This window comes from Uliginosibacterium sangjuense (assembly GCF_059132465.1).
Genome location: NZ_CP101132.1, coordinates 342,011 through 364,344 on the forward strand (window position 1 = coordinate 342,011; position 22,334 = coordinate 364,344).

The 22,334-nt window shown below is 68.5% G+C and carries 18 protein-coding genes; 7 read left to right on the forward strand and 11 right to left on the reverse strand.

The window, feature by feature from the left end; translation table 11 throughout:
- Positions 1–27: 27 nt before the first annotated feature.
- The 4 genes from NMB43_RS01620 to ilvD all read right to left on the reverse strand — a co-directional run bounded on the left by NMB43_RS01620 (position 28) and on the right by ilvD (position 9,174).
- Positions 28–2,067, reverse strand: a complete 2,040-nt coding sequence (locus NMB43_RS01620) for a methyl-accepting chemotaxis protein (RefSeq protein WP_494350413.1) — start codon at positions 2,065–2,067, stop codon at positions 28–30.
- A gap of 19 nt (positions 2,068–2,086) precedes the next feature.
- On the reverse strand, positions 2,087–4,246 hold the full coding sequence (locus tag NMB43_RS01625) for a methyl-accepting chemotaxis protein (protein ID WP_494350414.1): 2,160 nt from the start codon (positions 4,244–4,246) through the stop codon (positions 2,087–2,089).
- A 108-nt stretch (positions 4,247–4,354) separates the two neighbouring features.
- The gene (locus NMB43_RS01630; protein WP_494350415.1) at positions 4,355–7,105 is read right to left on the reverse strand and encodes a bifunctional diguanylate cyclase/phosphodiesterase; all 2,751 of its coding nucleotides are present in this window, start codon (positions 7,103–7,105) and stop codon (positions 4,355–4,357) included.
- Positions 7,106–7,308: 203 nt separating this feature from the next.
- The gene (gene ilvD, locus NMB43_RS01635; RefSeq protein ID WP_494350416.1) at positions 7,309–9,174 is read right to left on the reverse strand and encodes a dihydroxy-acid dehydratase; all 1,866 of its coding nucleotides are present in this window, start codon (positions 9,172–9,174) and stop codon (positions 7,309–7,311) included.
- 202 nt (positions 9,175–9,376) lie between these two features.
- Between ilvD and NMB43_RS01640 the strand changes: the two genes are divergently transcribed.
- The 3 genes from NMB43_RS01640 (at position 9,377) to NMB43_RS01650 (ending at position 11,740) form a co-directional block, all read left to right on the forward strand.
- On the forward strand, positions 9,377–10,174 hold the full coding sequence (locus NMB43_RS01640) for a TIGR00266 family protein (protein ID WP_494350417.1): 798 nt from the start codon (positions 9,377–9,379) through the stop codon (positions 10,172–10,174).
- A 297-nt stretch (positions 10,175–10,471) separates the two neighbouring features.
- Positions 10,472–10,654, forward strand: a complete 183-nt coding sequence (locus tag NMB43_RS01645) for a hypothetical protein (RefSeq protein ID WP_494350418.1) — start codon at positions 10,472–10,474, stop codon at positions 10,652–10,654.
- Positions 10,655–10,663: 9 nt separating this feature from the next.
- Positions 10,664–11,740 carry a M48 family metallopeptidase gene (locus tag NMB43_RS01650; protein WP_494350419.1) on the forward strand — a complete coding sequence of 359 codons (1,077 nt, stop codon included), beginning with the start codon at positions 10,664–10,666 and terminating at the stop codon, positions 11,738–11,740.
- Between the two features lie 56 nt (positions 11,741–11,796).
- On the opposite strand, the gene NMB43_RS01655 is transcribed toward NMB43_RS01650, so the two are convergent.
- From NMB43_RS01655 to NMB43_RS01670, 4 genes are all read right to left on the reverse strand, one after another.
- On the reverse strand, positions 11,797–12,615 hold the full coding sequence (locus NMB43_RS01655) for a gamma-glutamyl-gamma-aminobutyrate hydrolase family protein (RefSeq protein WP_494350420.1): 819 nt from the start codon (positions 12,613–12,615) through the stop codon (positions 11,797–11,799).
- Positions 12,597–13,763 (reverse strand): YbdK family carboxylate-amine ligase, encoded by a 1,167-nt coding sequence (locus tag NMB43_RS01660; RefSeq protein WP_494350421.1) that lies wholly within the window; start codon positions 13,761–13,763, stop codon positions 12,597–12,599. The genes NMB43_RS01655 and NMB43_RS01660 overlap by 19 nt, the downstream gene beginning before the upstream one ends.
- Positions 13,760–14,977 carry a cation:proton antiporter gene (locus NMB43_RS01665; RefSeq protein ID WP_494350422.1) on the reverse strand — a complete coding sequence of 406 codons (1,218 nt, stop codon included), beginning with the start codon at positions 14,975–14,977 and terminating at the stop codon, positions 13,760–13,762. The genes NMB43_RS01660 and NMB43_RS01665 overlap by 4 nt, the downstream gene beginning before the upstream one ends.
- A gap of 296 nt (positions 14,978–15,273) precedes the next feature.
- A complete protein-coding gene (locus tag NMB43_RS01670; protein WP_494350423.1) occupies positions 15,274–16,182 on the reverse strand; it encodes a DMT family transporter in 909 nt (302 codons plus the stop codon).
- A 198-nt stretch (positions 16,183–16,380) separates the two neighbouring features.
- Between NMB43_RS01670 and hemA the strand changes: the two genes are divergently transcribed.
- The 4 genes from hemA to grxD all read left to right on the forward strand — a co-directional run bounded on the left by hemA (position 16,381) and on the right by grxD (position 19,970).
- Positions 16,381–17,661 carry a glutamyl-tRNA reductase gene (hemA, locus tag NMB43_RS01675; protein ID WP_494350424.1) on the forward strand — a complete coding sequence of 427 codons (1,281 nt, stop codon included), beginning with the start codon at positions 16,381–16,383 and terminating at the stop codon, positions 17,659–17,661.
- A complete protein-coding gene (gene prfA / locus NMB43_RS01680) occupies positions 17,658–18,740 on the forward strand; it encodes a peptide chain release factor 1 (protein ID WP_494350425.1) in 1,083 nt (360 codons plus the stop codon). The genes hemA and prfA overlap by 4 nt, the downstream gene beginning before the upstream one ends.
- A 1-nt stretch (position 18,741) precedes the next feature.
- Complete coding sequence (prmC, locus tag NMB43_RS01685; protein ID WP_494350426.1) at positions 18,742–19,581, forward strand: peptide chain release factor N(5)-glutamine methyltransferase; 840 nt, start codon at positions 18,742–18,744, stop codon at positions 19,579–19,581.
- Positions 19,582–19,652: 71 nt separating this feature from the next.
- The gene (gene grxD, locus NMB43_RS01690; protein ID WP_494350427.1) at positions 19,653–19,970 is read left to right on the forward strand and encodes a Grx4 family monothiol glutaredoxin; all 318 of its coding nucleotides are present in this window, start codon (positions 19,653–19,655) and stop codon (positions 19,968–19,970) included.
- Positions 19,971–20,028: 58 nt separating this feature from the next.
- Here grxD and NMB43_RS01695 read toward each other — a convergent pair whose 3' ends face one another.
- The 3 genes from NMB43_RS01695 to NMB43_RS01705 are packed head-to-tail and all read right to left on the reverse strand — an operon-like array spanning position 20,029 to position 22,324.
- On the reverse strand, positions 20,029–21,129 hold the full coding sequence (locus NMB43_RS01695) for a nucleotidyltransferase domain-containing protein (RefSeq protein ID WP_494350428.1): 1,101 nt from the start codon (positions 21,127–21,129) through the stop codon (positions 20,029–20,031).
- Positions 21,126–22,055, reverse strand: a complete 930-nt coding sequence (locus tag NMB43_RS01700; protein WP_494350429.1) for an HprK-related kinase A — start codon at positions 22,053–22,055, stop codon at positions 21,126–21,128. Before NMB43_RS01700 ends, NMB43_RS01695 begins: the two co-directional genes overlap by 4 nt.
- A complete protein-coding gene (locus tag NMB43_RS01705; protein WP_494350430.1) occupies positions 22,052–22,324 on the reverse strand; it encodes an HPr-rel-A system PqqD family peptide chaperone in 273 nt (90 codons plus the stop codon). Before NMB43_RS01705 ends, NMB43_RS01700 begins: the two co-directional genes overlap by 4 nt.
- Between the last annotated feature and the right edge of the window lie 10 nt (positions 22,325–22,334).

Consider the following 22,334-nt stretch of genomic DNA (forward strand, 5'->3'; position numbering starts at 1 on the left):
CCCGGGTTTGCGGCCGAGGTAGCTTGCTCAGCCGCGCGTGAAGCGCTGCATCTCGCCGTCCAGGCGGGCGGCCAGTTGCTCCAGCGCGCGCGTGGTGGCGGCGGTCTCGTCGACCACGGCGTGGTTGGCTTCGGCCATCTGGGCGACCTGTTCCACGTTGCGCGAGATCTCGGTGCTGGTGGCGGCCTGCTCGCGCATCGCGTCGGAGATTTCGCCGACGTACTGCACGACCTGGCGCGAGGCCTCGTGGATCTGGTGCATGGCGTCGCCGGCCTTGCGCGTCATCGCCACGCCGTCGGCCACACGACCAACCCCCTTCTGCATCGCGGCGATGGCCTCGCCGGTGCCGAACTGGATCGACTGGATCATCTCGGTGATCTCCTGCGTGGCCTTGTTGGTGCGGTCGGCCAGCTTGCCCACCTCGTCGGCCACCACCGCGAAGCCACGCCCGGACTCGCCGGCGCGTGCCGCTTCGATCGCCGCGTTGAGCGCCAACAGGTGAGTCTGCTCGGCGATCTCCTTGATCGTCGCGACGATGGCGCCGATCGCCTCCGAGTTGTTGGACAGTTCGTCGATGACCTGGGAGGACTGACTCACCGCCTCGGCGATGCGTTCGATCTCGGCAACCGTGCGGGTCACGATCTCTTCGCCGCGGCCCGACACCGCGCCGGAGTTGCTGGCCATCTGGTCGGCATCGCCGGCCAGGCGTGCGATCTCGCCGATGCCCACGGTCACTTCCTGCACCGTGGCGGCCATGTTGGCGGCCGCTTCGTTCTGCCGGGTCGAGCCCTGGGCCACCGTGTCAGCCGACTGGCGCAGCGCGGCGGCGGCCTGGGTGGCTTCGCGCACGCTGGCCTGGACCGTGCCGATGATGGCGTCGAAGCCGCTGGCCATGGCGTTGAAACGTTCGGCCACGCCGGCCAGCTCGTCGCGTGAATCGAGCTGGATGCGGTGCCCCAGGTTGCCGGCGGCGATGCGCTGGGCTCCCTCGCGCAGCGCATCCACCGACTGGGTGATGGACAGGAACATGCTGCCCAGGGTGTAGGCCAGCAGGCCGGCCATGCCCAGGGCCAGCACGCCGGCCAGCAGCACGCGCAGCCACAGGGTGCGGGCGCGCCAGTTGACCAGCGAGGCCAGCTCGTCGAGCACCTCGTCCTCCATCAGCTCGTAATAACCGGCCAGGGCCTTGCGGCCCTCGATGGCATAGGGCTTGATCTCGATGCCGCGGGTGCCGCTCATGATGTTCTTGCGGTTCAGCTCGATGAACTCGCCAGCGACCTTGCCCATGGCGGCCGCCCCCTGGCCCAGCGAGTCGCCGAGGCCGGCGTCGTAGCGCGCGATGCGCTTGAAGGCCTGCTCCAGCTCGGCCTGGGTGCGCTCGATCTCCTCGATCTGCGTGCCCATGCGACGCCATTCGCGGGCGAAACCGGGCACCCCCAGCACCAGGCTGCCGGAGATGCGCACGCCGTTGATCGCTTCGGCGCCTTCCGGCAGCTTGTTGAGCACCGCGTCGATCAGGTAGGTGGCACGCGCGTCGGGGTCGCGCGACATGCCGGAGGCATCCGCCACGTCGCGCAGCAGGGCGTCGATGGCGTCCAGCACCGCCTTGTGCGGACGGGCCTCGACGATCTGCCGCACCTCGCTGCCGGCGGCCGTCTGCTTGACCGTTCCCCAGGCCTCGGCGATGCGCTTGGCGTGCGGCTTGAGATCGCCCAGGGGGCCGTCGGCGTCGAGGATGCGCGCATCCAGGCGGGCGAAGGCCTTGTCGGCGGCGGACAGCGCGTTCTCGGCCAGCGGCTTGAGCTCTTCGTTGCCGGCCGCGACATAGCCCAGGCCCACGTATTCCTGCATCGCGCGCATGGCGGCGAAGCTGGGCTCGATCAGGGCCACGCCGCGTGCCTCCTGACGCGCTGCCGACAGGCCGGCACCCAGCCAGCCGGCCAGGCCGACCATGAAGTAGGCGATGGCGAGGATCGCCAGGCCACCCAGCAGGCCGAACTTCCACGGGTAGCGCAGGCGGTTGAGCAGCAGCACCAGCGGGGCGAGGATCAGTTTGAGGATGTTCACGTCACGTTCTCCGGCCGCGTCACACGCGGAAGCGTCCGATCTCGGTGTTGAGCTTGCGCGCCAGTTCGTCGAGCTGGGCGGCGGTGCGGGCGGTGTCGCCGACCACGCTGCTGTTCTGTTCGGCCATCTCGGCGATGCGCTCCACGCTTTGCGCGATCTCGGTGCTGGCACTGGTCTGCTCGCGCAGGGCGAGCGAGATGTCGGCCACCGCCTGCACCACGCGGGCCGCTTCGGTGCCGATCTGCTGCATCGCGTCGCCGGCCTGGCTGGTCAGCGCCACGCCTTCGCGCACGCGGGTCACGCCGTTCTGCATGGCGCTCACCGCCCGCTGGGTGCCGCCCTGGATGGCGCCCACCATGCCGGCGATCTGCGAGGTCGCCTGGGTGGTGCGCTCGGCCAGCTTGCGCACCTCGTCGGCCACCACCGAGAAGCCACGCCCTTCGTCGCCGGCGCGTGCGGCCTCGATCGAGGCATTGAGCGCGAGCAGATTGGTCTGGTCGGCGATCTCCTTGATCGACGCGGCGATCTTGCTGATGCGCGCGGTGTTCTTGCCCAGTTCGCGGATCACCTCGGCCGACTCGTTGACCGCGCCCGCGATGCGTTCCATTTCGGCCACCGTGTCGCGCACCACGGCGCTGCCTTCTTCGGCCAGCGTGCCGGTCTGTTGCGAGCAGGCTTCGGCCGAACCCGCGTGGCGCGAGATCTCGTCCACGCCCACCGCCATCTCCTCGATGGCCGCGGCCATGCTGGAGGCGGCCTCGCTCTGCTGAGTCGAGCCGTGCGTCACGCGCTCGGCCGAATCGCGCAGCGCGCGCGCCGAGTCGCTCAGTTCGGCCACGCTGCGCTTAAGCCCGCTGATCACGCCGGCGAAGTTCTCGGCCATGCCGTTGAACTGCTCGGCGACCGCGCGCAGTTCGTCGCGCGAAGAGAAGCGCACGCGCGCCGTGAGATCGCCGGCACCAATCTCCTGCGCACCGGCCGACAGCTCTTCCACCGCGCCGAGGATGGAGACGAACATCGCCAGCGAGGCGTAGGTCAGCAGCACCAGGATCACCCCGACGGCGATGCCGCTGCTCCAGAAGCGCGCCTGCAAGCGTTCGATGCGCGCTTCCAGCGCGGTGCGCAGCGGCGGCAGCAGGCTGTTGCCGGCCTGGGTCAAGAGCGCTTCGCGCGCCGCCCCGGCGGCCTGGACGAACTCCGGCACCGGCAAGGTGAAGGCCCCTTTGACCAGTTCGCGGTCGGCGATCTCGGCAAAGCTGGCGAGGGTAGTACTGACCTGCTCGCGCGTGGCATCGACCTGGGCCTTGCGCGCCGGGTTGGCGGCGGCGTCACGGCGCATGACTTCGGCCAGGCCGTTGGCGCCACGCTGCAGGTTGGTGTAATGGGTGCCGATCTGGCGCCATTCGGCGTTGATCTCGCGCTCAACGAGCAACTTCGTGCCCAGTGCCTGCACGCTGGCGAGGGAGTCGGCGAGCTGCGGGATGCGTCGCACCAGCAGGTCGCCCAGGTAGGCCGATTCGGGCGAGGCGTCGCTGATCAGTTGTGAGGCTTCGCCCAGGTCGCGCATGAAGTCCAGCAGATGGCCGTCGAGCGGGGCGACCGCCGCGGCCAGGTCCTTGCTGGTGAGTTGCTCGACCTGTGGGCGCAGTTGCTGCCAGGCCTTGGCGATAGCTTGCGCTTGGGGCGCCAGGTCCAGTTCGCTGGCGGCGATGGCGGACTCGAAACGCTTGAGGGCCTCGTCCACCTCGTTGCGTGCGCTCCCCAGGCGCCCCTTGGCCGCCTCGTCGCCAGCGCCGGCACTGGCCGTCTCGCCGGCCAGGGCGTGTAGCTTGCCGGTGAGCTGGGCGGCCGGCTCCCACAGCTTGAGACCGGCCAACTCGGCACGCGCGGCCGACAGCTCGCTGTAGACGGCGAACAGCAGGGACACCACGAAGAAGCCGATGGCGACGGAGGAAACCAGCGCGATGAGGCCGAACTTGGCGGGGTAGCGCAGGCGGTTGAGCAGGCGTACGCCAGGCTGCAGGAAGCCGCGCAGGCCGCCCTGGCGCAGGCGCGCGACGCCCTCGCGCAGGGCCTCGCGTCCGCCGGCCAGCGTGGCGCGGGGTTGCCACGCGGGGGCCCCGCGCAGTTGGCGGCGCAGGGTGTCGGTGGCGGTTTGTATGCGGTGGCGGATGCTCACGCTGTCTCCTCTGGCGGGCCTGATCCCGGAAAGCGGGCAGGGGCTCTCGTTCTTACCGGCGTGGGCGGACGAAACTTGACCGTGCGTTATTGAAAGTTTGTTACGGGATTACCCGCAGAAGGGTTGACCCAGCAGCGTGTCGACCAGGCTGGCGGCAATGGGGCGCGACAGGTGGAAGCCCTGCGCCTCGTCGCAGCCGCACTCGCGCAGCGCGGCCAGGGTGGCCGCGTCTTCCACGCCCTCGGCGACGACGCGGATGCCCAGGCTGTGCGCGAGGTTGATGGTGGAGCGCACGATGATCGCGTCCTGCTGATCCTCGGTCATATCCTGCACGAAGCTGCGATCCAGCTTGAGCGTGGTCAGCGGCAGGCGCTTGAGGTAGGCCAGCGAGGAGTAGCCGGTGCCGAAGTCGTCGATGGCCAGGCGCACGCCGGTCTGCATCAGGCGGTCGACGACCATCATGGCGCGCTCCGGGTCGCCCATCAGCGCGGTCTCGGTGATCTCCAGCTCCAGTGCCTCGGGCGGCACGCCGTACTCGGCGATCAGCGCGGCCAGGGCGGTGGGGAAGGTCACGTCGAGCAGGTTGCGTGTCGACAGGTTGATCGCCACGCTGACCTCGTGGCCGGCGGCGCGCCAGCGCGCGAGCTGGGCGATGGCCTGGCGGGCGACCCACAGGGTCAGCGAGCGGATCAGGTCGCTCATCTCGGCGAACTGGATGAATTCGCCCGGCGGAATCTGCCCCAGCAGGGGGTGCGACCAGCGCACCAGCGCCTCGCAGCCGGTCCAGCGCCCGCTCTGCAGGTCCAGCTTGGGCTGGAAGTGCAGCAGCAACTGGTCGCCGGTGATGGCCGCGCCCAGCTCGGTGATCATGGCCAGGCGGCGCGGGTTGTGCTGGTCGTGCTCGGGATCGTAGAGGCTGATGTTGCCGACCGTGCTCTTGGCCGCGTACATCGCCACGTCGGCGCAGCGCAGCAGGGCATGGCTGGTGTCGCCGTGGTAGGGGTAGATGGCGATACCGATGCTGCCGCCCAGCTCGATGGCCAGACCCTGCGCCTCGAAGGGCTGGCGCAGCGTGGCCAGCACCGTGCCGGCCAGGGCGGTGGCCTCGGGGGCGCCGGTGATGTTCCTTGCCAGGATGGCGAACTCGTCGCCGCCCAGGCGCATCAGCAGCGCGTTGCGCTCGCCGAGCAGGCGCGACAGGCGGCTCGCCACCTGCTTGAGCAGGCTGTCGCCGGTGTGGTGGCCCAGGGTGTCGTTGATTTCCTTGAAGCGGTCCAGGTCCAGCAGCATCAGCGCGATGCCGTGGCGCGCCTGGTCGGCGCGCAGGATTGCCTGGGCCGCCTCGCGGTGCAACTGGGTGCGGTTGGGCAGGCCGGTCAGCGAGTCGTGCAGCGCCTGGTACTCCAGCACCTGCACATGGCGCGCGTTGGCGATGGACAGCGAGACGGTCTGGCAGATCGCCCGCAAGGTGTCCATCTCGACCTCGGAGTAGGCCACGCCGGGCTCGGTGTAGAGCAGGCCGATGGTGCCCATGGGCTCGTCGCGGTAGAGCAGCGGCAGCAGCATCATCGAGCGCACGCCGCGGTGCAGCAGGCGCTGGCGGGCCTGTTCGTGGAGCCGCTCGTCCTGCTCCAGGTCGCTGCACAGCATGATCTTGCGCTCGGTCAGCGCAAGCCCGTTGAGGCTGCCGCGCACCGGCAGGCTGAAGCCCTGCGCGACCAGGTCGTCGAAGCCGACGCCAGCCATTAGCTCCAGGGTCTCGCCGTCCGGCATCAGGCGGTAGAAGGTCAGCATGGGCTGGCGGTGCAGGGCGTGCAGCGCACGCACCGTCTCCTCGCCGATGACCTTGATGTCGGCCGTGCCATGCAGGCGGCTGGCCAGGCTGTTGACCACCTGCAGGGTGCTGTTGCGCTGTTCGAGCTGGCTTGCCGCGGCCACGCGGGCGCGCTCGGCCTGGCGGCGCTCGGTCACGTCGCGCACGATGGCCAGGATGTAGTCCTCGTTGGCCAGGCGCACGCCGGCCAGGCTCACCTCGGCCTCGAACTCGCCGCCGTCGGCGCGGCGATAGACCCATTCGTAATACTGCGTGCTGTTGTGCGCTGCGTGCTGCAGCATGCTCTCCCAGCGTGCGCAGGAGGGGCTGCCGTCGGGCTGGGTCGGGGGCGACAACTGCTCGGGGCGCAGTTCCAGGAATTCGCTGCGGGTGTAGCCGAACAGTTCCAGCGCGCGCTGGTTGCAGTCGACGAAGCGACCGTTGCGCAGGGTGGTGATGGCGTCGCCGGCGCAGTCCACCAGGGTGCGGTAGCAGCGCTCGCTGTCCTTGAGCGCGTGGAACACCAGCAGTTGCGACAGCATGTCGGCCACCGCGACCAGCATGCTCTGCTCATCGCGCCGCCACAGACGGGCCGAGCCGCTGTGCTCCACCGAGATCGTGCCGGCCAGGTGGCCGGCGCGGTGCAGGGTCGCCTGCAGCAGGGCGCCGACGCCCTGCTCGCGCAGGCTGGTGGCCAGTTCGGTGGTGCGGTGATCGTTCAGGGCATCGGCTGCGTCCAGCACGCGGCTGCCGTCCAGGGCGCGGAAATAGTTGGGGCAGTGCGCGATGGGCAGGGGTTCGCAGGTGACGAACCGGCCCGCGACCGCATCGAAGCGCAGCGTGCACTCGAACGCGCTGTTGTCCTCGCGCAGCAGCCACACCGACACCCCAGCCACCTCGAAGGCGGTCGCCAGTTCGGTCGCGATGTGGCGCAGCGCGCCCGCAAAATCACCCTGCCACAGCGCTTCGTCCTTGGTCAGGCGGACGTAGGCGGCGTGCAGATGACTGGACAGGCGATCGAAATGATCGAGCGAGGGGAAGATCATCGCGGACGGGGCGTGGATGGGCCGGCAAGTTCACAAATCGCACTTACATTCGGACCATTACGACCGCGGCGCCCGAAACTGGAGGGCGTATTTGCCAGTTTTTACGACTAAAGTCGTAGCCCGCAAGCGCACGCCGAGTGCGTGGAGGCTGGTAAATACGGCATTGCGACCGTTTGTTCCGGCCGCAATGCCGTTCGTCGGCCTCAGCGTCCCTGCACCTGGCTCACGTCGCGCACCGCGCCGGTGTCGGCGCTGGTGGTCAGGGCGGCGTAGGCTTGCAGCGCGGCCGACACATGGCGCACCCGGTTGGCCGGCTTCCAGGCCTCGACCCCGCGCGCCTCCATGGCGCTGCGGCGACGGGCCAGCTCGGCGTCGGGGATCGCCAGGTGGATGCGCCGGTTCGGGATGTCGATCTCGATGATGTCGCCGTCTTCCACCAGGCCGATGGCGCCGCCCATGGCCGCCTCGGGCGAGGCGTGGCCGATCGACAGGCCCGAGGTGCCGCCGGAGAAGCGGCCATCGGTGAGCAGCGCGCATTCCTTGCCCAGGCCTTGCGACTTGAGATAACTGGTCGGATACAGCATCTCCTGCATGCCGGGGCCGCCCTTGGGGCCTTCGTAGCGGATGATGACCACGTGGCCGGCCTTGACCTGGCCGCCGAGGATGCCCTCGACCGCGTCTTCCTGGCTCTCGAACACGATCGCCTTGCCGGTGAACTTCCAGATCGACTCATCGACGCCAGCGGTCTTCACGATGCAGCCCTTTTCCGCGATGTTGCCGGTCAGCACCGCGAGGCCACCGTCCTTGGAATAGGCGTTCTTGACGTCGCGGATGCAGCCCTTGCTGCGGTCCAGGTCCAGTTCGGTGTAACGGCGGTCCTGGCTGAAGGCGACCTGGGTCGGCACGCCGCCGGGGGCGGCGCGGTAGAAGTCGAACACGCTGTTGTCGTGGGCGTGCATCACGTCCCACACATGGATGGCTTCGCCCAGGGTCTTGGTATGCACGGTGCGACAGCCACGGTGGATCAGGCCGCCGCGGTCCAGCTCGGCGAGGATGCCGATCACGCCGCCGGCGCGGTGCACGTCCTCGATGTGGAACTTGTCGGTGGCCGGCGCCACCTTGCACAGGCAGGGCACCTTGCGCGAGACGCGGTCGATGTCCTTCATCGTGAAGTCCACGCCGGCTTCCTTGGCGGCCGCCAAGAGGTGCAGCACGGTATTGGTGGAGCCGCCCATGGCCACGTCCAGCGACATGGCGTTCTCGAAGGCTTCGAAGGTGGCGATGCTGCGCGGCAGCACGGACTCGTCGTCCTGTTCGTAGTAGCGCTTGCACAGCTCCACGGCCAGGCGGCCGGCGCGCAGGAACAACTGCTTGCGGTCGGCATGGGTGGCGACGACCGTGCCGTTGCCGGGCAACGAGAGGCCCAGCGCCTCGGTCAGGCAGTTCATCGAGTTGGCGGTGAACATGCCCGAGCAGGAGCCGCAGGTGGGGCAGGCGGAGCGTTCGATCTCGGCCACCTCGGCATCGCTGACCGTCTTGTCGGCGGCCTTGACCATGGCATCCACGAGGTCGAGCTTGATGACTTGGTCGCCGGCCGGCTTGTGTGCGATGACCTTGCCGGCCTCCATCGGCCCGCCCGACACGAAGACCACCGGGATGTTGATGCGCAGCGCGGCCATCAGCATCCCCGGGGTGATCTTGTCGCAGTTCGAGATGCACACCATGGCGTCGGCGCAGTGCGCGTTGACCATGTATTCCACCGAATCGGCGATCAGCTCGCGGCTGGGCAGCGAGTACAGCATGCCGCCGTGGCCCATGGCGATGCCGTCATCCACGGCGATCGTGTTGAATTCCTTGGCGACGCCGCCGGCGGCCTCGATCTCGCGCGCCACCATCTGGCCCAGGTCCTTGAGGTGTACATGGCCCGGCACGAACTGGGTGAAGCTGTTGACCACCGCGATAATGGGCTTGCCGAAGTCGCCATCCTGCATGCCGGTCGCACGCCACAGCGCGCGGGCACCGGCCATGTTGCGGCCGTGGGTGGAGGTACGGGAGCGGTAGTGCGGCATGATGTTCTCCAGGGACGGGGCAGAAGTCGCCGGCCGGACCGGCGAAACCAGGCAGTTTACTGCAGGCGGACACTCCCAATGTAGCCCGCGACGCGACGCGCGACCGTCACGACGTGCAAAAAGCGCCTGTCACGATGTCGTGGCTGTGCCTCGCTATACTTTGCGGCCCCACCTTTTTCGAGACAGTTTGAGGACCCCAATCATGGCCATGGATGTGATCGACTACGAAATCTTCGGCAACGAGATGCAGTACGTGGAGGTCGAGCTGGACCCCGGCGAAGCCGCCATCGGCGAGGCCGGCGCCATGATGATGATGCAGGACGGCATCCAGATGGACACCGTGTTCGGCGACGGCGCGGCCCAGCAGGGCGGCCTGTTCGGCAAGCTCATGGGCGCCGGCAAGCGCCTGCTGACCGGCGAATCGCTGTTCACCACGATCTACCACAACGAATCCGGCACCAAGCGCCGCGTCGCCTTCGCCGCGCCCTACCCCGGCAAGATCGTGCCGATCGACCTGAGCCAACTGGGCGGCACCCTGATCTGCCAGAAAGATTCCTTCCTGTGCGCCGCGCGCGGCGTATCGCTGGGTATCGCCTTCAACCGCAAGATCGGCACCGGCCTGTTCGGTGGCGAGGGCTTCATCATGCAGAAGCTGGACGGCGACGGCATGGCCTTTGTGCACGCCGGCGGCACCCTGGCCGTCAAGGACCTCGCGCCGGGCGAAGTGCTGCGCGTCGACACCGGCTGCGTGGTCGCCTTCCAGCCCAGCGTGGACTTCGACATCCAGTACGTCGGCAAGCTCAAGAGCGCAATCTTCGGCGGCGAAGGCCTGTTCTTCGCCACCCTGCAAGGCCCCGGTCGCGTGTGGCTGCAGTCCCTGCCGCTGTCGCGCCTGGCCGACCGCATCGTGCGCGCCTCGCCGGCCGCCGGCGGCCGCGCGGTGGGCGAGGGCTCGCTGCTGGGCGGGTTGGGGGGATTGCTGGATGGGGATAACGAGTAAGAAACCGTAACAGAATGGTTCTGACGTTGTTGCGCCTCCTTGCCGTACTGCTTGTACTGTCTGCGTCGGCGCGCAATGTCTTACCGCGCGCTCGGCCCGAGTGAGGAGAGTGCGAAGTCGCTGGGTCCCTGCCTGCGCAGGGACGACAGAGCCGGTGGCGATCGCAGCAAGGCGTCATTCCTGCGCAGGCAGGAATCCAGCGGCTTTGACTGCTTGCCAGGCAGAGTCCTCAGCACGTCTGCGCTCGTTGGGCGGAACCCCTTGCGGTCTGCATACTCGAAGTCGCCTGGAGGCCACATGTCATCACGCAAGCAAGCTAAGCCAGTCAAGCCGGACCAGATTGCGCCCTCACGTCCATCCGATCCCTCCCAGCAGGGCTTGGGCTGGCGTCGTTACCTGATCCCGCTGGCCCTGTTCCTCGCGGGCTATGCCACGTTTGCGGTGCCGAGCGACTGGTTCACGCGCTTATTCGGGCAGTGAGTCAGCTCCGTGCCTGGTTTTCCCGTCCGCCTCTACGCCCCTGGCCTGCCCCCGGCCGGCCAGGATGCCCAGCTTGAAGTCCTCGCCGACACGCTGAGGCTGCTCGATCCGCCACAGGTGTTGCCGCGCACGGGCCTGCGCCTGCGGCGCGTGGGTTTCGACGGGCAGGGCCTGGAACTGGGCTGGGACACGCCCGAGGGGCGCTGGGCGCTGCAGGTGCTGGACGCGGGCCCGGCGGCCCAGCTCCTCGCCGCGTTGCCGGCCTGGCTGCACGCAGAGCGCGAGGCAGTGCAGCGCGAGGTGCGCCGGGTAGGCCATGGCCGTCGCTTCGGCTGGGCCGCGCTGGGCTTGTTCCTGGGGGCGCCGCTGCTGGCCGTGGCGGCCTTCTTCGTGTTCGCCGACCCGCTGGCCGGCTGGGTGGCCGGTCATATTCCCGTGGCGCAGGAGCGCAAGCTGGGCGAGGCCAGCTTTGCCAGCATGAAGCCCACGCTCAAGCTGCAGGAGCAGGGCGAGGCGCTGCGCGTGGTGCGCGAGATCGGCGCACGGCTCACCGCCGGCTCGCGCTACCAGTACGAGTTCCACGTGGCCGACAATCCGCAGGTCAATGCCTTCGCCATGCCCGGCGGCATCGTGGTGGTGCACACCGGGCTGATCGCGGCGACGAAACGGCCGGAGGAATTGGCCGGCGTGCTGGCGCACGAGGTGCAGCACGTCGAGCTGCGCCACAGCCTCAAGGGCCTGGTCAAGCAACTGGGCCTGTCGGCGGTATGGGCGCTGGGCACCGGCGACATCGGCGGCGGCCTGGCCGGGCAGGCGGCGCAACAGATGCTGGGCCTGTCGTTTTCGCGCGAGGCCGAGCGCGAGGCCGACGAGCAAGGTCTGGCCGCGCTGATCCGCGCCGGCATCGACCCTTCTGGCATGCCTGCGTTCTTCCGCACCCTGGCCGACAAGAGCATGGCGCCTCCGGCGCTGCTATCGACCCACCCGGATTCGGCCGAGCGCCAGCAGCGGCTTGCCGCCTTGCTGCGCGAGCATGCGCCGGCGGCCGTGCCGCCCCTGCCCTACACGCCCTGGCCGCCCAGCTGAGCGGGCCCGCATCGCTGGCTTCGAATCGTCAGAAGCTCGACCTCGCTTTGACCGTGTCAGCCTGAGTCCTGTCGGCGCGTCGTCGCCTGACGCAGGAACTCACCAAGCAGTGGTGCGCTGTCGAGCAGGGCGTCGTCCGTGCCGGTGTGGAACTCGGGATGCCACTGCACGCCATAGACGAAACTCGCGCCCTCCCAGCGCACCGCCTCGATGATCGCATCACCGACCGCCATGGCCTCGACATGCAGGCCGTTGCCCACGCGCTTGATCGCCTGGTGGTGGATGCTGGTCACGCGTGGCGTCCCGGTGTGCGGATACAGGCGCGCCAGCAGCGAGCCGGGCAGGAAATCGACGGCGTGGATGTGGCGGTCGTAGGCCTCGTGGTCCACGTGCGTGTGCGCACCCTCCACCTGGCTTGCCACGTCCTGCCACAGGGAGCCCCCAAAGGCCACGTTGAGCAACTGGCAGCCACGGCAGATGCCGAGGATGGGCTTGCGCTGGATCACGCATTCCCAGATCAGATCCAGCTCGTAGAGGTCGCGCGTACGGTCGCCCTGCCATTCGGGGCGCAGGGCCTCTTCGCCATAGCTCTGCGGGCTCACGTCGGCGCCACCCTGCAACACCAGGCCGTCGATGGTGCGCACGTAGTCCGCCACGCTGACCGCGGCGCGGCGCAGCGCACCACCCGCCTCCAGCGTGGGCAGCATGAAGGCCAGCGCGCCTTCCGCCAGCAGCCAGTGAGCGATGCTCTGCTCCAGGTACTGCAGGGTCTTGCCGCGAAAGCCCAGCTCGGCCGGCGGGCGATGCATCAGGCGCGCCGACAGGCCGATGCGCAGTGGTGGATCGGTCTTGCCGCTCAGCCGCCCTGTCGCCATCTCTGCGCCTGCTGCCACACCAGGTCGGCCAGCGAACGGCTGGATTGGAACTGCTCGCGCATCCAGCGGCTGTCGTTTTCCTGTCGCCGCACCTGGTCGGCAAGCTGGGCGATGAACTCCTGCGTGCCCAGCTCACGTGCGTGTGGCGCCAGCTTGTCGAGCGTCGCGAGCATGTCGTCCTGCAGCAGTACCGGACGGCGCAATGCCGGGTCGATCAGGTTGCCGGCATAGCCGAAGCGCGCGGCCTGGAAGCGGTTGTGCGTGTAGACCACGTACAGCGACTCGTCGATGGCGAAGGGGCGCTCGACCAGCAGGTAGCGACACAGGGTCTGCGCCAGCGCAGTCAGGCGGGCGGCATGGTCCACCGTCAGCGGGGTGTCGCAGATGCGCAGTTCCACCGTGCCGAATTCGGGCTTGGGCCGGATGTCCCAGTAGAAGTCCTTCATGCTCTCGACCACGCCGAAGCTGCGCATCTCGTTGTAGTACGCCACGAAGTCGGCCCAGCGCTTGACCAGCGGCGCGCGCCCCGACAGCGGGAAGGCCGAGATCGCGTTCAGACGCGAGGACTCGTAGCTGGTGTCGATGCCCTGGTAGTAAGGCGAGGCGGCCGACAGCACGATGAAGTGCGGCAGGTAGCGCGACAGGCCATGCAGCAGGAACAGGGCTTCGTCGCCATTGGGGCAGCCGACGTGGATATGCTGACCGAATACCGTGAACTGCTTGGCGAGGTAGCCGTACATCTCGTTGAGGTGCTGGAAGCGCGGCTTGTCGAAGATCTTGCGCGCCGCCCAGTGCTGGAAGGGATGGGCGCCACCGCCAACGATCAACAGGTTCTGCTTGTCGGCGACATCGACCAGGGTGCGGCGGATCGCCTGCAGCTCCTCGGCCAGGCGGCTGCAGTCGTGGTGGATGCCGGTGCTCACCTCGATCATGCTCTCGGTGATCTCCGGCTTGAAGTCGCCCACCACGTTCTTGCGCCGACCAATCTGTGCGAGCAGCTCGGTGGCGCCGCGGGTGAGGTCGGCATCCAGGCGGCTGACGATCTGCAGTTCCAGCTCCACGCCCAGCGTGAGCGCCTCGGAGTGCGAAAACTCCAGTTCCACCTCGGTGCCGCGCGTGTTCGTCTCGGTCGTGACATTGGCATTCATCGGATGCTCTCCTCGCTCTCGTTCGTTTCGTCGGCGCGGCGCAGTGCGAACTGCGTCAGCGGCGGACTCACCAGCTCCATCATGAACAGCGCGCACAGCACGATGGCCGCCAGTTGCGCCCCCAACTCGGGCCACATCTGCGCGGTACGGTCCACCCACAGCAGGGCGGCGCCGGACATGGGCAGCATCGCCACGCCCAGCAGCGAAGCCTTGCGGTAGCTGAGCCCGCCCTGGCGGGCGAAGACGAACACCCCGACCAGCTTGCCCAGCGCGCGCGCGGCGATGATGCCCAGGGCCGGCACCAGGGCCAGGGACAGGTGTTCCGGCTTGAGCAACGCACCGGAGGACATGAACACCAGGATCAGCGCGAGCCGCCCGATGAGGCCGAAGTCCAGCGGCTGCAGGCGATGGCGGCGGTCTTGCACGCGGCTCAGCACGCCGGCGGCGAGCAGTGTCACTACCACCGACAGTTGCAGCATGCTGGCCACGCTGGCAGCGAACACCAGTACGCCCACCACGCCCAGGGTCTGGCTGTTGAAGCGCGCCTGCAGGCGCGACAGCACGCCCGAGATGGCGCGCGCCACCACCATGCCCAGCAGCACCGAACCGAGCAGCAGATACAGCGGGTGCGCCAGCGAATCGCTGAGGCTCTGGCGGTCGATCTGGTGCTGCCAGGCGAAGGCCACGCCGAGCGTGACAAAGGCCATGCAACTGCCCAGCGCGCACAGCAACTGCAGGCGTGCGGTGACCGGGCCACGCGCCTGCTCGTCCTTGCACACGCCCAGCACCACGGCCGGGCCGGTGGCGGCGGCGGCACCTGCAGTCAGCGTGGCCAGCAAGGGCGGTGTCTGCAGCAGCATCAGCACGGCCCACACCGCGCCGAAGGCGAGCAGGCTCTCGGCCAGGCTGGTCGCCAGCAGCCAGGGGTTGCGGCGCAGCCAGCCGAGGTCGATGCGTTGCCCCAGTTCGAACACGATCAGGCCGAAGGCCAGCTCGAACAGCGGGCTCAGCAGCGGCAGCAGATCGGGTGTCCAGGCTTCGGCCAGCGCATTGCCCAGCAGGGCGCCAGCGATCACGTAGCCGGTGATGCGTGGCAGGCGCAGCAGGCGCTGCAGCAGCTCGCCGAGCAGGATGGCGAGCAGCAGGCCCAGCGCGGCCCAGCCCAGGTCGGGCAGGTGCAGCGGCCAGGAGGGCAGATAGGATGTCGTCAGCATGCGGCTGTCTCCTCGTGATGCGGAACGATGGAAGCCCCGCGTCGGCGGCGGGGCAGCGCCAGTCTCGTGACCGGCGCACGCAAACGGGATGGACCCTCGGAGGGTCGCGATGATGCCGTGTGGGGTGAGTGACCCCGGGCGGTGTACCGCCCTGTTGAACGGAGGATTCCCGGTACTCCGGCTTATGCCGGATGTCTAATCGGCATCGCGCAGGCGGCTGCCCGACGATGCATCATCCAATGTGATCGGATCGCGCCGCGAAAAGTTCCCCGCGGACGTGCCGCTGGTCGCTGCGCTCAGCCCGGCGCGTGTGGATGCTCGCCACCGGCGTGCGGCTTGGCCGGCCATTGCGAAATCATCATCGCGATCACCACCAGGATGCCGCCGGCGACGCCGCGCGCGCCCAGCACTTCGCCCAGCCACCAGGCCGCCACCAGGGCGGCGAAGAAGGGCTCCAGCGCGTACACCACGGCCGCCTGGACCGCGCTCACGCGCGCTTGTGCCCAGGTCTGCATCACCAATGCGCCGGCGCTGCAGGCCACGCCTAGATATAGCAGCTCGCGCCACACCTCGCCGCTGCGTGCTGCCATCGCCGCGTAGCGTTCGCCCCACCACCAGGCTTCGCCGCCGATCCACAGCAGCGACAGCAGGCACATCGCGACGGCCTGCCCGCCGGCCAGGGCCAGCGCGCGATGGCGACCTGCCAGGCGTTCCATCGCCAGCACGTAGATCGCGAAGCACAGCGCGCTGATGCCGGTCAGCCCATCGCCCAGCAGGCTGCCACCGGCTTCGAAGCTCATCACCGCGATGCCCAGCGTGGCCAGCACCGCGGCCAGGGTGTGCGGCAGGCGCAGGCGGGTGCCGCCCAGGGCCAGCAACAAGGGCACCATCACCACGTTGAGGCCGGTGACGAAGGCGTTGCGTCCGGCCGTCATCAGGGTCAGGCCCAGCACCTGCAGCAGCATGCTGAGCATCAGCAGCGTGGCGAGCAGCAGCGAGTCGCGCAGCAAGGCGCGGTCGCGCCAGTCGATCATCGGCGCGAGTATCAGCGCCGCCAGCAGCCAGCGCACGCCGATCATCAAGCCAGGGGGCATCACGCTGGCGACCGCTTTCATGCCGGGAAAGGTGGTGCCCCACAGCAAGGTGACGATCACCAGGCAGAGTACGGGCAGCCAGGGCTGGCGGGCGGTGGGCGCGGACGACATGGGCGGAGCGGGGCGGGGCTGATGGAGAAGGGGCGGCATTATCCCACCCGGGCTGCGAGGCCTCTTCGATCTGCCACAAGATGACACGCTTGGACCCCGGCCACGCCCGGCCGGGCTGGGCGGACGCGGGTGGTATACTCGCCGCCACCCCGGCCCGGGCGTCTTGCCGCCGGCCTGCGTCTCCGCCCCCACGCCCCTATGCCGCTCTTCGCTCTCGGACTCAATCACCACTCCGCGCCGCTGGCGGTGCGCGAGCGCGTGGCTTTCCCGCCCGAGGGCGTGGCCGAGGCCCTGGCCGACCTGGTGCGACGCACCCCGGTGCGCGAGGCGGCCATCGTCTCCACCTGCAACCGTACCGAGCTGATCTGCGCGACGGACACCCCCGAGCAGGCCGTCGACTGGCTTGCCAGCTATCGCAGCGTGGCCCTGCCGGAGCTGGCGCCGCATCTGTTCACCCTGCCCGACCGCGATGCCGTGCGCCATGTGTTCCGCGTCGCCTCGGGGCTGGATTCCATGGTGCTGGGCGAGCCGCAGATCCTCGGCCAGATGAAGGAGGCCGCGCGCGTGGCGGAGTCTGCCGGCACCCTGGGCAGCGTGCTGCATCGCCTGTTCCAGAGCAGCTTCGCGGTGGCCAAGGAGGTGCGCTCGTCGACCGCCATCGGCGCCAACATCGTGTCCATGGCCGCCGCCGCAGTGCATCTCGCGGAGCGCATCTTCGAGCGCATGAGCGACACGCGCGTGCTGTTCATCGGCGCGGGTGAGATGATCGGCCTGTGCGCTGCGCATTTCGCCAGCGTGGCGCCGCGTCAGATGACCGTGGCCAATCGCACGCGGGCACGCGGCGAGGCCTTGGCTGAGCGCATCCGGGGCGACGTGGTCGCGCTGGAGGCGGTGGGCGATGTTCTGGCCCGTTACGACGTCGTCATTGCCTGTACCGGCAGCCCGCTGCCCATCGTGGGACGCGGCATGGTCGAGCGTGCGCTCAAGCAGCGCCGCCATCGCCCCATGGTGCTGGTGGACCTGGCGGTGCCACGCGACATCGAGCCCGAAGTGGCTGAGCTGTCCGACGTCTTCCTCTACACGGTGGATGATCTGGCGCAGATCGTCAGCCGTGGCATCGAATCGCGCCAGGCCGCGGTGCAGGATGCCGAACGCATCATCACCAGCAATGTGGACGGCTTTCTCAGTTGGGTGGACCGCCGCGACAGCGTGCCGGCGATCCGCGCCCTGCGCGAGCATGCCGAGCATTTGCGTCAGGCCGAGCTGGCGCGTGCGCAGCGTCTGCTGGCGCGTGGCGACGACCCGCAGGCGGTGCTGGAGGCGCTGAGTCATGGGCTCACCAATAAGCTCATGCATGGCCCGACCCAGTACCTGAACCAGGCGCAGCAGACCGACGGCGAACGCGCCGCACGGACTGTCCACGACATTTTCAATCTCGACCCCGCGGCGGCGCGGTCCGACGACAAGCCAGCCTCATGAAGCAAAGCATCCGCAGCAAACTCGAACAACTCGCCTTCCGCCTCGAAGAGCTGGACGGCATCCTCGCGTCGGCCGCCGCCACGGCCGATATGGACCAGTACCGCAAGATGACGCGCGAGCATTCGGAGCTGACGCCGGTGGTGAAGCTGTGGCAGGACTTCCTGCAGGCCGAGGCCGACGAGCAGACCGCGCAGGAGCTGCTGGCCGATCCCGAGATGAAAGAGCTGGGGCAGAGCGAGCTGGAAGCCGCGCGTGCGGCGCAGGAGCGCATCGAGCATGAGCTGCAGTTGCAACTGCTGCCGCGCGACCCCAAGGACGAGCGCAACTTGTTCCTCGAAATCCGCGCCGGCACGGGCGGCGACGAGGCAGCGTTGTTTGCAGGTGACTTGCTGCGCATGTACACGCGCTTTGCCGAGCGCCAGGGCTGGCGCGTCGAGATCGCCTCGGCCAGCGAGTCCGACCTCGGCGGCTACAAGGAAGTGATCTGTCGGGTGATCGGCCAGGGCGCCTACTCCAAACTCAAATTCGAGTCCGGCGGCCACCGCGTGCAGCGCGTGCCCGCGACCGAGACGCAGGGGCGCATCCATACCTCGGCCTGCACCGTGGCGGTGATGCCCGAGGCTGATGAGCTGGCCGAGGTGAACATCAACCCGGCCGACCTGCGCATCGACACCTTCCGCGCCAGCGGCGCGGGCGGCCAGCACATCAACAAGACCGACTCGGCGGTGCGCATCACGCACCTGCCGACCGGCATCGTCGTCGAATGCCAGGACGACCGTTCGCAACACCGCAACAAGGCGCAGGCCATGAGCGTGCTGGCGGCGCGCATCCAGGACGTGCAACTGCGCGAACAGCAGGCCAAGGAAGCGGCCACGCGCAAGAGCCTGGTCGGCAGCGGCGACCGTTCGGAACGCATCCGCACCTACAATTTCCCGCAGGGCCGCATCACCGACCACCGCATCAACCTCACGCTGTACAAGCTGGATGCGGCCATGGACGGCGACATCGGCGAGCTGATCAATGGCCTGATCACTGAACACCAGACCGAGCTGCTGGCGCAGCTCACCGAGGAGAGCTGACATGGTGCTGCCGGCTACGTTGGGCGAAGCACTGGCCTTGGCGGCCGGCCGCATCGACGTGGTGGACGCGCGTCTGCTGCTGCGCGAGGCGGCGAGCTGTTCGGCGGCGAGCCTCCTGGCCTTCCCCGAACGCGCACTGGCGGCCGAAGCCGCGCAGCGTTTCCTGGATTGGCTGGCACGCCGCGAGGCCGGCGAGCCGGTGGCTTATCTGGTCGGCTACCGCGAGTTCTACAGCCGCGAGTTCCGCGTCACGCCGGCGACCTTGATCCCGCGCCCCGAAACCGAGTTGCTGATCGAACTGGCGCTGGAAAAGCTGGGTGATCTGGCGGAGCCGCGCATTGTCGACCTCGGCACAGGCAGCGGCGCCATCGCGGTGACGCTGGCGCTGGAGCTGCCTGCGGCCAAGCTGTGGGCGGTCGACGCCTCGGCCGACGCATTGGCCGTGGCAGCCGAGAACGCCGAACGCCTGGGTGCGCCGGTGCGTTTCCGTTTCGGGAGCTGGCTCGCCCCGCTGGCCGGAGAGCGCTTCGATCTGATCGTCAGCAATCCGCCCTACGTGGCCGCTGACGACCCTCATCTGCAACAAGGCGACCTGCGCTTCGAGCCGGTGGCGGCACTGGCATCCGGCGCGGATGGCCTGGATGACCTGCGGCAGATTGTTGCTGCCGCACCGGCCCACCTGCAAGCCGGCGGCTACCTGATGCTGGAACATGGCTACGACCAGGCAGAGGCGGTGCGCGGACTGCTCGGGGCTGCAGGCTTCATCGAAGTCGGCAGCTACGCCGACCTGGCCGGCATCGCCCGCGTCACTCTCGGCTGCTGGCCGGGCGGGCCGGATTGACGCTGACTGGCGCATTACCTAAACTAATTCCGACAAAATTTGTCAGGTATTGATCAAAAAAGGACTCCCCCATGAGCGCTCAAGACACCATCCGTGAAACCGTCACCAGCAACCCGGTCGTGCTGTACATGAAGGGCACGCCCCAGTTTCCGCAATGCGGTTTCTCCTCCACCGCAGCACAGATCCTCAAGGCCTGTGGCGTGGAAAGCTATGTCGCCGTCAACGTGCTGGCCGACGACGAGATCCGCAACGGCATCAAGGAATACGCCAACTGGCCGACCATCCCGCAGCTCTATGTGAACGGCGAGTTCATCGGCGGCTGCGACATCATGCGCGAGATGTATCAGTCGGGCGAGCTGCAGAGCCTGCTGACCGGCGTGGCGAAGTAACAGCGCTGCGGCCTCTGTCGCCGATGTCATGAGAAACGGGCCCAGCAGGGCCCGTTTCTCATTGCGCGGCCGTGTCCTCGGTGGGTGGCCGGTCACTGAAACCGGTGAAGCGATACCAGGCCTTGCGTGCCAGGTGCATGGCCAGCAGATGGGGCGGCATGCGCAGCCAGTGGGCACGCACGTACAGCAGCCAGCGCGCCAGCCCGCTCCAGCGGTCGTCGCTCAGCGTGTGCTGCGGGCGCAGGGCGCGCCGGTACAAGGCGTCCATCAGCCACTGGCGCAAGGGTTTGGCTTCGCTCGCCGCCACCTGTTCCAGCACCGCCTGCGGGACCGGCGTCTCCAGCAGGCTGCTGGCATAGCGCAGCGCGTAGTGCAGGGGGCGCAGCAAGTGCAGTTGCTCGGCACGCGCCAGCAGTTGCGCCCAGAAATCGGGGGCTTGTGCGAAGTCGCGCAGCAGGCTGTCCAGGTCGGCCAGATCGCGCAGACCGTTGGGAAACTCGCCTTCATGGAACAGGTGACAGGCGCTGTGCAGCACCATGTCGCGCGGCGACAGCACCCAGATGCCCGGCAGGTGGGGCAGTTCGCGCGCTTCGTCCAGCAGCAGTTGTGCATCCGGAGGGTGGCGTGCCGTCAGCGGCAGGATGTTGTGGTGCACGTCCAGCACGCTGTGGCGCCGTATGTGGGTGAAAGGCGGCAGCTCGTGCATCCACTGGCGGTAGTAACGCTGGTCATATGGCGTGACGTCGCCACAGTGCCAGCCGGATAGCAGCAGGGCGGACTCCGCTTCGCCCAGGCGGGCGTGCGGGAACAGTAGATCGATGTCGCCATATAGGCGTCCGCGTGCAGTCGGCAGACCAGCGGCCAGGTAGGCCGCGCCCTTCAGCAGCACGCAGCGCAGACCATGTGGGGTCAGCGCGTCACGGATGCGCTCGACTTCGGCCAGGCCGGCGATGCGCTGGCGCGCCGACAAGGCCAGGGCGGCCTGCAGATGCTGGCGTGGTGCGGCCGGTACGGCCAATAACAGGCCTTGGGCATCCAGCGCCTCAGCCAGTCGTGCCAGCACGTTGCTGGAACGAGCCAGGCGGATGCAGCGGTCCCACCCCCGGGCATCCAGTGCGAGTGCGTCGGCCGGGGTGACCAGCAAGCGAAACAGGTTCATGCGCCAGCCTCAGCATGCAGGCGCTCGAATACCGCGATGGCATCGTCCAGTCGGCTATAGCTGAAGTCCAGGCATTCGCAGGCGTCGATCGTGCGACCCAGAGTCTCGAAGCCTTGCTCGCCAAGGATGCTGTAGTTGAAGCTGTTCTCGGCCAGGAAGATGAAGGCCTCCTGCGGCGGTAGCGGGCGCAGCAAGGGAGCGGCGCCGGCCTGGTAGCGCGGAAACACGATCCAGCGCGGGCGTGCCGGCTCGGCCAGGCGGGCGATGCTGTCGGCTGGTGCCTTCAGGTGGGCGATCGTGCCCTTGCGGGTGTCGGGTACGATCGGGCCGAACACCGCCTGCGGCGCGAAGTCGCGGATCAGCTCAATGGAAGCATTCTTGAGGTTGATCGGGCGGGCGAGGCCCAGCACTTGGCCGTCTGCGGGGCGGATCAGGGTCAGTTCGTCGGACAGCAGGCGCCAGCCGCGATGCGCCAGCGCGGCGCACAGCGTGCTCTTGCCCGAGCCTGGTGGAGCCGGCAGGATCACCGCCAATCCGTCACGTTCGATGACGGCTGCATGGATCAGGAGGAACTGGTGGCAGAAGTTGGCGATGCACCAGTTGAGCCCCCACTCCAGCAGAGCGAAGGCCTGTGGCTGCGGGAGCGGGGCGAAGGGGCGCGCGCCGTCCAGCTCGAACACCGCTTGTGGCCGGACCCAGCCACGCAGGCCCTCGACCCGCTTGATCTCGACATGGAAGTCGACAAAGCCACCGGGGGCGTCGAGCGGGTTATCGGCGTACAGCCGTTGCAGTGTCGCCACGACCTTGGTGTGCCGGGTGCGGATCGCGGTCGCGAACGGACCGGTGCGCAGCACGAACTCGCCACAGGCGAGCCGCGCGCGCAGCGTGGCGTCATTGACTTGCTTGACCAGCAGGGGAGCACTCATTCTTGGGCGAGGTTGCACAAACGCGTCAGCGATTGTGCCACGGCCGCTTGCAGGGCTTCGTCGAGGGGAAGGTCCAGATCGTGCGCGATGCACTGTGCCAGATGCGCGCCGTCGAATTCATGCACGGCACCGCCATGGCGCAGGACTTCGGCAGTGAGCGCATCCAGCGCATGGGTGTCGCCGCGCCGCACATGGTAGGCAGCCGCGCCTTCGTCCCAGAACAGGACGCGCCAGTCACCGATGGAGAAGCGTTCCGCGCACGCGTGCATGCCGCGTCGC